A 10889-nucleotide genomic window follows, 5' to 3' on the forward strand; every position below is an offset into this window, starting at 1 on the left:
TCACTTTATTCATTTATTTTTACGCACTTCGCTATATAAAAAATTATATAATGATTGCAAATTGAGATTGGAATGATGAAATTAAAACCTCTATGCTACTGTTTATCTGTTGCTCTACTACCAAGTATTGCTATTGCAGATACAACCTATGGACAATCAATGCCTGATTTATTAACCGTTTGGAGTAGCCCAATTGCGGCAAACCCTGATGTGTTAACGCAAGAACAAATGCTTGAACAAAACAAAGTCAATGCTGCACAAGCTATCGCAACATTACCTGGTGTTGTGATGCAAAAATCAGGTAACCGTAATGAATACACCATTAAAGTTCGTGGTTTTGATAGTCGACAAGTGCCTGTCTTCTTCGATGGTATTCCAACGTATGTGCCGTATGATGGAAACTTAGACTTAGCGCGCTTTACTACTAACGATTTAGCTAGTATTGAAGTCAACAAAGGTTATACCTCATTACTGCAAGGCCCTAACTTAATGGGGGGGGCAATTAATATCACTACAGCAACCCCGAAAAAACCCTTAGAAGGCAGTATCGCTTATTCTCAAGGTTTTGCTCGTGGTGCTGATTATGCACATAACATGAGCGCCCGTTTAGGTGCTCGCAATGATTTAGGCTTTATTCAAATCAGTGGTAGCCAATTAAAACAACGCTTTACACCAATCCCTGGTGCTGATGAAAATAATCAAGCTGCGGGTACTCATGGACGCCGTGATAATTCAGCCACTGATGATAAACGAGGCATGATCAAAGTAGGTTGGACACCACGCGCTTCTGACGAATATACCCTAACTTATGTAAAACAAGATGGTGAAAAAAATAGCCCACCATCAACATTAGGTAAGGGTAAATTTAAATATTGGGCATGGCCGGATTACAACAAAGAGAGCTATTACTATAGCGGTGTAACACAAATCACAGACGGTATTAATCTACAAAGCCGTGCATACCACGATAAGTTTGAAAATACCCTCTATATGTATCCGAAAAAAGGTGGCACCCCTGATTATAGCCACTATGACGATTACAGCACAGGCGCTGCATTACAGCTAGGTATTGATACTCGTGAAAGTGACCTACTCTCTTTTGCTGCACATTGGAAAGATGATGTTCACCGCTCACAAAAAGAGAAAGGTGGCGATTGGATGCGTTATAAAGACAGAACATGGTCTTTAGCCACTGAATACCAATGGGTTGTCACCAATGATCTCGATTTAGTTGGCGCAATTAGCTATGACTGGCGTGACAGTGTTGATACGGATAAAGGTGCTGATGATAACAAACAAACGGCCTTTAACTGGGAAATGATGGCTAAATATTCTTTAGCCAATGATGATGCAGTCCGCTTCTCTGTGTCTGATCGTAGTCGCTTCCCAACGCAAAAAGAGCGTTACACCACTGAAAAACCGAAAGATGGCTCAAAAGGGATTATCAATCCCGATTTAGATCCTGAACGTGCATTATCGTTCGACTTAACCTATGAAGGACACATTACTGATAAATGGGGTTACCAAACCAGCATTTACTATAACCGTGTTAGTGATGCAATTATGGCGCACACAGTTTATCGTAATGGTAACGCCTTCTTCCAAAACCAAAACAGCGGACGTGTTGACTATGTGGGTCTTGATTTAGGCACTAAAGGCAACGTCACAGATTGGTTAGAACTTGGCGTAAACTACAGCTATATCCATAGCGATCCGAAACAAATCGAACATATTGAAGGCTTACCAAAACATAAAGCCTATATGTGGATGACCTTTATTCCAGTAGAACACGCCCGTTTTACTATTATGGAAGAAGTACAAAGTTGGACATATAACCGTATTGATGAAAATGACAAACTGGCAGGCTATGCAAAAACTGATCTTCGTTTAGATTACGACTTTGGTTATGGTATTTCTGCTAATGCCTCTGTTAATAACGTATTTGATAAATCTTACGAATATACTCAAGGCTATATGGAAGATGGTCGTAATTATTGGTTAGGTGTTGAATATAAATTCTAATCAAGTTTATTAATTTATAAAATAAAAGCGCTATTATTACATTAATAACAGCGCTTATTTTTTATTATCCATATATCGCTATTTCATTTTAAAAATTAAAAACGTAAAAATCCTTTTGCCATTTCAAGTAATGTGTTCATTGTACTACTAACAATTTTAACAAAATTATCATAATTGCTATTTGCTGAGCTATATTTTTTAGAGAGTTCGTCTAAGTTGGTATTGATTCTTTTTTCAAGCGCATCCAAGGCTTTTTTAAACAGATCGAATTCTGTTTGCAGAATATCGGCTCGACTCTTACTTCTTTCATCTAAATCATTTATAAATTTATCAAGTTCAGTAAAATCTAACGATAAAATAAAAGTATTTCCAATATCTGGTAACATTGCATCATTTTCTTTTCTTACATGAATACCACTTATTTCCGTTAGTATTTTTGCAAGTGCATCAATTGTTTCATTAGCACTACGACTACTTTCATAATATATTTTTTCTCCATTTATTACTCGGTAATAGGAATCACCCTCACCTTTAGTAAAATTAATATTTATATTTTGAAATAAATTTAAATATTTATTTTTAATCATTTCAATATCGCTACGTAAAGAACCGAAATCCACATTGACATACCCATCTTTACTGCCTGCTTTTGTGTATTTACTGAGGTTACTCAATGCTTCCCTTAGATCATTAACATAGTTCATATATTTAGAAAAAATATCTTTTAAAATATCTAAATCATCATGTTTACCGATAATAATCGTATTTTTTACTTCATTAAAAAAATCATGTAACGAGCCAGCCTCAGAGGGATCATCGTTATTAAGATCTGCATTAACATATTCAGCATCAGAAACCCCACCAATTAATGCTAAGGTATTTTTATTATTATTGGCATATTGACTTTCATTAATAAATAGAATTTCTTTTTCGGAAAGATTCCGACCAATATAATAAGGAGAGATCTTATCTCTATTTTTTAAATTTTTTAAATCTAATTTTTTCTCTATTTCATGAGCTTTATTATTAAAATTACTTCGGTCAATATCACTCACTTTTTTTTCCAAATAAAAGTGATTTGAATTAATAATATAATTTTGAATATTATTGTTTGATTTGTTAGATAGAATTGATGTCATCATTAACCTCTAATAGCAATAAAAAAAGCAACTTAAATAAAAATATTTATCTATTTTATTAGATTTATATTTTTATTATATTAAGTTGCTTAGTCTATTTTATTACTATTAGTTGTTAATTTTATTAACGCTTATTTTAAAAATTAAAACCGTAAAAATCCTTTTGCCATTTCCATCAATGTATTCATTGTACTACTAATTATCTTAACAAAATTATCATAATTACTATTTGCAGCACTGTATTTTTTAGAAAGTTCTTCTAGATTGGTATTCACTCTTTTTTCAAGCGCATCTAAAGTTTTTTTAAACAGATCAAATTCTGTTTGCAGAATATCTTTATTCTTCCAACTTCTTTTATATAAATCAAGTATAAAATTATCAAATTCAGTAAAATCTAACGATAAAATAAAAGTATTTCCAATATTTGGTGATATTGCAGCATTTTCTTTTTTTACACGAATACCACTTATTTCAGTGAGTATTTTTTCAAGTGCCTCTATTGTTTTATTAGCACGACGACTACTTTCATAATATATTTTCTCTCCATTTATTACTCGGTAATAAGAATCGCCTTCACCTTTATTGAAATAAATATTTATATTTTTAAATAACTTTAAATTTTTAATTTTAATTTTTCTTATCTCGAGAGATAAAGAATCAAAATCCACGTTTACATACCCATCTTTACTGCCTGCTTTTGTATGTTTACTTAGGCTACTCAATCCATCCCTTAGTTCATTAACATAGTTCATATAACTAGAAAAAATATTTTTTAAAACATCAAGATAATCATGTTTACCTATCGTTATCGTGCTTTTAACTTCACTAAAAAAATCACGTAATGAAAGAGGCAGAGAAGAGTCTATATTCTCAGATAATTCTGGAATATTTTTTACAAGTTTTTTTGCTTGATGTACATTATTTGTATAATCATTTTCATTTTTAATTTCTGCTTCTCTAAAAGAATAATTCTTTTTTAAAGGATCATTCTTTATCGAGAATAACTCTTTAGTTGCCATTTTTATTTTTTCTTTGGCATCATTTATTTTTTTTATAGATATTTCTTCATTTAATTCATGATCTACTTTATCATCAATAATATTTAGACTTTCTTTATTTACTTCTTTTTTTAATACATTATAGTTATTATTGTCATAGCGAGTTGGGCCTACCATGATTATCCTCTTACATTACCTGAAATCGATGATACTGCATCTTGATTAGCTCTAATAATAGCTTCAATTGCTTGTATTAACGCTTTAATAATATCTAAGGCTTCACGTTGAATATCACTATTATTATTTGCAACCTGATTTAAGGCATGACTTCTTGCTTCTAATACTTTGACATCACCTTCTATTTGTAGTGCTTTAGTCTGAATAGATTGGTCAATAATTTTTGATATTGGATCGGCCAATGATGAAACCAGTCCACCTGTTATCATTGTTTTATTTGTGCTTCCTATCATATCCTTACCTAACCCATTCATTGAGGTAAAGGCACCAATACCATGTATTGTCATAGAAACAGCAGCACTCGAAATTGTGGCACTGAGCATAATATCTGCTTTTTTATATAAGTTTTCTTTTACCTTATCAGCAACATCAAGTCCAATTTGCATAAATAAATTACCGAGTTCTCTTGATGCTTCATATTTTTTTATCATATTCTGTAAATATTTGATCATTAAACTAATAAGGCTCATCATTTCATTAGATAAAAAATTAAAATTACTTGCTACTATCGGTGTATTATTTGATGTTTTTTTTGCTTTCTCTAACTGAGAAATAAGATATTGTAAATTAGATTTATTTATTTTAGGTTGTTTTATCTCAGGTACAATTGTTTTTTTACTGAGTTCTAATTTATCGATATTATCAATAATTGATTTTGCTTTATTTTCCTGATTAAAAAGTTCGGGTACTTCTTTATTAATATCTATTTTTTCTTTCTCATCTACCATATTGGCAAAGAGATCTTTTAATGCGCTAACTTCATTGGTGCTATTACTTATTGATGTAGACATATAATCATCCCCTATAGAGATATTAAATAGAGATATTTCTGACAATATTTGCTTTCGTTTTACTGCTGATTGAGGATTGGTCACTCATCTCTTTTAAAATTTCAGTGAGCGTATCAACATGGTCATGATAGCTTTCCATCAACTTATCCATTAATAATTGAATAAGTTTTAATATTTCTTCCAATTTTTTACTATCCGCAATAGATTTAATAATTTTATCTGTAATTGTCGCGGTGTAGATATTGACGGTACTTGATGCAGCGGCTGTCGCTAATTTAGACATGATAACCGCTCTGTTAATCATTTTAATACCTTGAGTTGTCAGCTCGTTAGATAAAATTTTACTTATCTTATTAAAAATATTTTGCATTGTTTCAACAATAATTTGCTTAACCATTTTACCGAGCATGGCTTCTAGAAAATCATTTAAGACTCTTTTCAATGTTTCCTTAATTTGCTCAGTAAAGATATTTTTAGCGACACTGGTTACCGCATTTGCCGCCGAGCCAGCAACAAAACTAAGCGCCACCCCACCAACAAGAAGTGCAATTGTGGTAATAATTTTCACCGCCATTTTTAATTTATCTTGCATGGCTTTTTTGGCATCTTCGAGGATATTTTTATTTACCCCCATACGTTCTAAAATATCCATACTGGCGTGGATCATATCAATAATAAAATCCGATATTTTATCAATAGCCTCGCCAATCGCTTCTGTTACAGGCGCCATTGCTTCTTCCATAAAGGATTTATCATTCACCGCTTTATAAATTTCATCAGCCACCGTCAAGGTAACACTGGCAGCCATCATCACAACAGCGACGCCCACCAATGCCATTGAAGCACCTGCCGTAAAAATCGCAGCAACACCGGCAATAAGGGTTAATAGTCCGCCTAAAATCTTTAATCCAATTCCCGCCCAATACTGAATTTCTTCTTGTTTTTTGATTTGTGCTTTCTGATCTGCAATTTTGTCTTTTAATGACTGTGTCGTCACCTCCTGCATTTCATCAAAAAGCTTTTGTTCACCTTCCGAGCGTTCTAACATCACTTTCATGGTGAGTTCACGTACTTTTGCTAATAAAAAGGTGAGTAAAGCCATACCTGATAACGTATCAGCCATGGCTTCTAATTCTATTTTACTTTGCTCGCCAATGAGTGCACTATACTGTTCACTGGCACTCGCTAATTTATTATTAATATTAATGTCTTGTTTTTTATTAATTAAATTCTCAAGTTCCGCCTGATGAGAGGTTATTCCAGGTAATTTACTCTTATCTATCGCAACATCTGGCATATATTTAAATGCATTATCAAGAAAATTGGCGAGTTTTCCATATAAATCATCTAAATTATCTAATGTATATTTCGAGATATCATCAGGTAAATCCATAAACGGAAAGTGTTTAGTTAAAAAAGCTTCCATTTCATCACGACTATGAATCTTACTATGAAGCAAATCTTTAATAACTGAATTACTAATATTCTTATTTTTTAATAAGTTAGCAATATCACTTTCTGATATTAATTTATTTTCTTTTATCTCCTTATTTATTTCCATCCAATAATCGATATAAGCATCTTTATACTTATTTACATTTTCTAATATTGGTTTAAACTCATTTCTTAATCCTTCTACTCCTTTTGATAATTTATTTAATTTTTCTAAATAATAATCAAATTTATCGGTATCCTTTATTTTATCTAAAATATTTTTATTGATTAGATTTTGATAAGATAGCTGTAAATATAAAAACTCATAATGCTCACTTGATTTTTTATTCTCTGGACTATTAAGTGGGAAATGAGGTGTAGATCCGTCTTCGATAGTTGATTTATTTGTAGGAATTTTAGCTAAATGATTTAAATCGCTCATTTCTTTTGTCGGCATAAATGCCGACAATGGTAAATGGTTATCGTCATAAAAATGTTTTTGATTAACTAATAGCTGCTCTTTTTTATCCTCAGAAGTCAACCCGTCTGATTGTGGCTTATTCTCTTTTATATCACGACGATGATCTTCCTTTTCTGGAAAGGTTTTTGTTTTATATTGTGATTCTGTTTCTAAATCAATAGATTCATTACTTTTTTTTTGCTCCAAGGGGGCTCGTAGTAGCGGTTCTTCTTGAAATTTTTTTTCATCAAAAAATTTAGGTAAAGTATAATTTGAATTAACATATTCTGTAATTTTTTGTGCTTGGTTGATATCTACTTTTATTATCTTTTTTACTTCTTCAGTAATCAAAGATTTAGGATTAACGGTACTATAATTAGTATTAATTTTATCACTCATGCTGTTCTTCCTTATTATTTTCTTCAATAACAATAAGAGGGATATCTTTTAATGACTCTAAATAAACGTTGGCTCTTTCTTTTAAAGATTGATCATTAATTTTTTCTGAAACTTGATTAAAACAATATTTTGCTTTTTCTTTTTCCCCCAGAGATAAGTTACATTGCCCAGCGTAAAATACAGGTCGATAATCATTTTTAGCATTGAGATAAGCTAAAGCATAAAGATCAATAGCAGCTTGATACTGTTTTTTTAATTGTTTAACAGCAGCAAGCCCCATAATATAGTCAACATTATAAAAATCGTAGAGACACAAAAATTTAAAAATTGCTTCAGCCTCATCCAGTTTTCCTTTCTGGTAAAAGTCATAAGCAAATGAATAGATTCCTTCCATAAATCCTTCTGGGATAGCGCTTTCATCCTTGAGTGATGTCCCGTTCTGAACAATAGAAACAATATAGTTTGCTAATTGATCAAGTTCTTTTTCTGACATTTTTTCATATACTGACATGATGTTAATCCTTTCATCTATGATGAATAATTAATAATAAGATTCTAAAACAATCATTAATTAATTACTTTAATAAAACACACGTCTATATTTATAAATATAAATACATTATTTTTATAATTAATACATAAATGCATGCATTGGATTTATTAATGATATGTATAATCCATTTCTTCTCTTAGTAAACCTTCCATTTCTATTCTCTTAAGCCAAATAAGAATATCCATAATGTCCAATAAATCTTGGTCTATCATTACCTCAAATAAATGATACTTATGATAAAATTTTCTCGCGAGTTCGGGATAGCGAATAACAGGAGTACCTATTTTTTTCGCATAAGCTTTCACTGCTAACGCTTTATCATTAATACATTTCAGTGAAACTAATGGCATTATGCCATTGTCGGGATCAAAATAAATACCTACCGCCACATGAGTAGGATTAACAATAACAGCCGATGAATCACGAATAACTTTTTTCATTGGTTCATCAAGTAACTCTTGATGTATCTGCCGGCGAGTTGATTTTATTTCAGGATCACCTTCCATATTCTTATTTTCTTGTTTAACTTCATGTTTCTCCATCATCATATCTTTTAAAAACAAGAAAAAATCAGCAATAATATTTAGAATCAGAATAGGTATTGATAATACAAAAAATATAAATATAAATTGCACAACCAGTGAGCACCATTTTTCAATCACCTGTGCCAAATTGGAACGGTATAATAAAAATATCTCAGGCCCATGTAAAATAATAAATAAATAACAAGTGATAAGAAATATAAGTATGAAGAATAATGTTTTTGCAAAGTCCTTTACTGTTCTTATGCTAAATATTTTCTTAAAACCAGAAATAGGATTGATATGGTTTAAATCAAACTTGATGGCTTCTGTCGCCAATTTAAATCGAGAAGCAAATAGAGAGGGGATCACGCCTGATAAAATAGTAACCATTAAAATAGGCAAAATAATATGGAAAAATATTCTTGAGATAATCTCTACATAACTTTTTAGCGTAATGTTGCTCGGGTGAAGAAGTAATGATTGATAAAAATAAGTAAATTCACTTAATTCAATCTGATTAAAAATATACATCACACCAATAAGATAAACTAAACCAGAAGTAAGCTCTTTACTCTTAAAACTTTGACCCTTTTTAGCGGAATCATCGAGCTTTTTCTGCGTTGGTTTTTCCGTTTTTTCAGCCATGATAGATGCTCATAAACAATGTGTAGAAGTAACGATTATTAAAAAATTCATATAGCTCATTTGTCATCGCTGACGCAAAGAAAAGCAACAGTGATGCAAAAGCAATAATCCCTTTAATACACAAAGATAATGAAAATGCGTTTAGTTGAGGACAAAATAGCGAATAAACCCCTAACGCCACTTCACTTAAAAACATAATAATCAGCACAGGAGAAACTAAAACAATCGCCGTTTTTATCATATTATTTAGCCATTGCCCGATAAAGGCATACCCAATATCCTGATTAAAATAGCCAATAGGAAACACATCATAACTTTCTTTTATGGTACTGATTAAAATCGTCAGCCCGCCTGTCGATAAAAAATATACGACACAAAATAACCCTGTTAATGAAGCAAATTCTGAAGATTCAATACCTGTGGTTGGGTTTATTGTGTCACCAATACTTGCCCCTCGTTGGTTATCAACAAATTCACCAAAAGCAGAAGCTATCCAGAAAGGTGTCGCAACCAGTAAACCAATGAGCAGACCAATAACCAGTTCGGTGAGTAAAATAATTTCCCACTGCGCTCTACAAAATTCAGTGATTGTGATACTCGGTCTTATCCCTATTGCGATATAAAAAACAACGATATATTTTAATAGTTGGCTACTTAAAATACGGCTATTGAGAAATGGAATAAACATAAAAATAGGAAATAGTCTTGCAACTAACAATAAAAGGTCAACTAAATAAATTTGTATATACCCAAGATATATTAACATATTATTATCCAGCTAATCCTATCGCCATCATCTCCTTTGCATAAACTAATATCTTATCGCCCATCCATCCCATGGTGATTAATAAACAAACAAAAACACCAACCAGTTTTACACCAAAAGGTAAGGTTTGTTCTTGAACCTGGGTGATTGTTTGTAATAACCCAATAAGAAGTCCAATAAATGTGGCAATAGCAATAGGCCCTGCTGAAAGTAGAATAACTAAATAAACTGCTTTATTTGCCGCATAGACCATATCCATTATTTTACCGCCATCAAATCAAGATATTGATTAATTAATCCTTTGGATAATAAACTCCAACCGTCCATAGCAATAAATAAAATAAGTTTTAAAGGAACAGATAATGTAATTGGACTCATCATCATCATACCTAAAGCTAATAAAATGCATGAAACAACTAAATCAATAACAATAAAAGGTAAGTAGAGATAAAACCCAATAATAAACGAAGATTTAATCTCACTTAATGCGTAAGCTGGTAGCAATGAAAGAAGTGAATTTTCTATTGCTTCGTTTTCACCCTCACTATTTGGTCGATTACCTTGGGCTTGTTCGAAAAAGGCCAACAAATCGGGATCCGAGTAGTGGTATAAATATTTTTTATAATCACCTAATGCATCATCTGAAAAACGCTCAAATGACTCAGGTGATGAGATATCGATTGGATTATCAACAAGATAGTAATAGGTATTTTTTGCAATCGGTGTCATAACAAACAGAGCCATCATTAGCGCAATCGCATTAAGTACCATATTTGACGGTACTTGTTGCACACCTAATGCATTACGCGTCATCACCAGCACAATAGAAAATTTTAAATAGCAAGTGCCCGCCGCAATGACAAAAGGTGCAAGGGTTGCCAGAGAGAGTATAAGAATAAGATGAGTTGAGCTTTCCATATA

Annotated in this window: 10 protein-coding genes; 1 reads left to right on the plus strand and 9 read right to left on the minus strand. The window is 31.8% G+C overall.

Translation table 11 applies throughout. The features are described 5' to 3' along the window. Positions 1–75: 75 nt before the first annotated feature. A complete protein-coding gene (locus tag CBE70_RS08340; protein WP_100159044.1) occupies positions 76–2022 on the plus strand; it encodes a TonB-dependent receptor plug domain-containing protein in 1947 nt (648 codons plus the stop codon). 95 nt (positions 2023–2117) lie between these two features. Here the strand turns inward: CBE70_RS08340 and CBE70_RS08345 are convergent, their stop codons facing one another. The 9 genes from CBE70_RS08345 to CBE70_RS08385 all read right to left on the minus strand — a co-directional run bounded on the left by CBE70_RS08345 (position 2118) and on the right by CBE70_RS08385 (position 10886). Further along, positions 2118–3077 carry an IpaD/SipD/SspD family type III secretion system needle tip protein gene (locus tag CBE70_RS08345; RefSeq protein ID WP_157925998.1) on the minus strand — a complete coding sequence of 320 codons (960 nt, stop codon included), beginning with the start codon at positions 3075–3077 and terminating at the stop codon, positions 2118–2120. A 227-nt stretch (positions 3078–3304) separates the two neighbouring features. Next, on the minus strand, positions 3305–4336 hold the full coding sequence (locus CBE70_RS08350) for an IpaD/SipD/SspD family type III secretion system needle tip protein (protein WP_100158971.1): 1032 nt from the start codon (positions 4334–4336) through the stop codon (positions 3305–3307). Positions 4337–4338: 2 nt separating this feature from the next. Further along, positions 4339–5187 carry a type III secretion protein gene (locus CBE70_RS08355; protein ID WP_100158972.1) on the minus strand — a complete coding sequence of 283 codons (849 nt, stop codon included), beginning with the start codon at positions 5185–5187 and terminating at the stop codon, positions 4339–4341. Between the two features lie 22 nt (positions 5188–5209). Then, positions 5210–7480 (minus strand): type III secretion system translocon subunit SctE, encoded by a 2271-nt coding sequence (gene sctE / locus CBE70_RS08360; RefSeq protein WP_100158973.1) that lies wholly within the window; start codon positions 7478–7480, stop codon positions 5210–5212. Further along, a complete protein-coding gene (sicA, locus tag CBE70_RS08365; RefSeq protein ID WP_100158974.1) occupies positions 7473–7991 on the minus strand; it encodes a type III secretion system translocator chaperone SicA in 519 nt (172 codons plus the stop codon). The genes sctE and sicA overlap by 8 nt, the downstream gene beginning before the upstream one ends. Before the next feature lie 149 nt (positions 7992–8140). Further along, positions 8141–9202 (minus strand): EscU/YscU/HrcU family type III secretion system export apparatus switch protein, encoded by a 1062-nt coding sequence (locus CBE70_RS08370; protein ID WP_100158975.1) that lies wholly within the window; start codon positions 9200–9202, stop codon positions 8141–8143. Beyond that, on the minus strand, positions 9195–9968 hold the full coding sequence (gene sctT / locus CBE70_RS08375; protein WP_100158976.1) for a type III secretion system export apparatus subunit SctT: 774 nt from the start codon (positions 9966–9968) through the stop codon (positions 9195–9197). Before sctT ends, CBE70_RS08370 begins: the two co-directional genes overlap by 8 nt. Before the next feature lie 4 nt (positions 9969–9972). Continuing rightward, on the minus strand, positions 9973–10227 hold the full coding sequence (gene sctS / locus CBE70_RS08380) for a type III secretion system export apparatus subunit SctS (RefSeq protein WP_100158977.1): 255 nt from the start codon (positions 10225–10227) through the stop codon (positions 9973–9975). After that, positions 10227–10886 (minus strand): EscR/YscR/HrcR family type III secretion system export apparatus protein, encoded by a 660-nt coding sequence (locus tag CBE70_RS08385; RefSeq protein ID WP_100158978.1) that lies wholly within the window; start codon positions 10884–10886, stop codon positions 10227–10229. The genes sctS and CBE70_RS08385 overlap by 1 nt, the downstream gene beginning before the upstream one ends. Positions 10887–10889: the final 3 nt, after the last annotated feature.

This window comes from Proteus columbae (assembly GCF_002777965.1).
Taxonomy (GTDB): Bacteria; Pseudomonadota; Gammaproteobacteria; order Enterobacterales; family Enterobacteriaceae; genus Proteus; species Proteus columbae.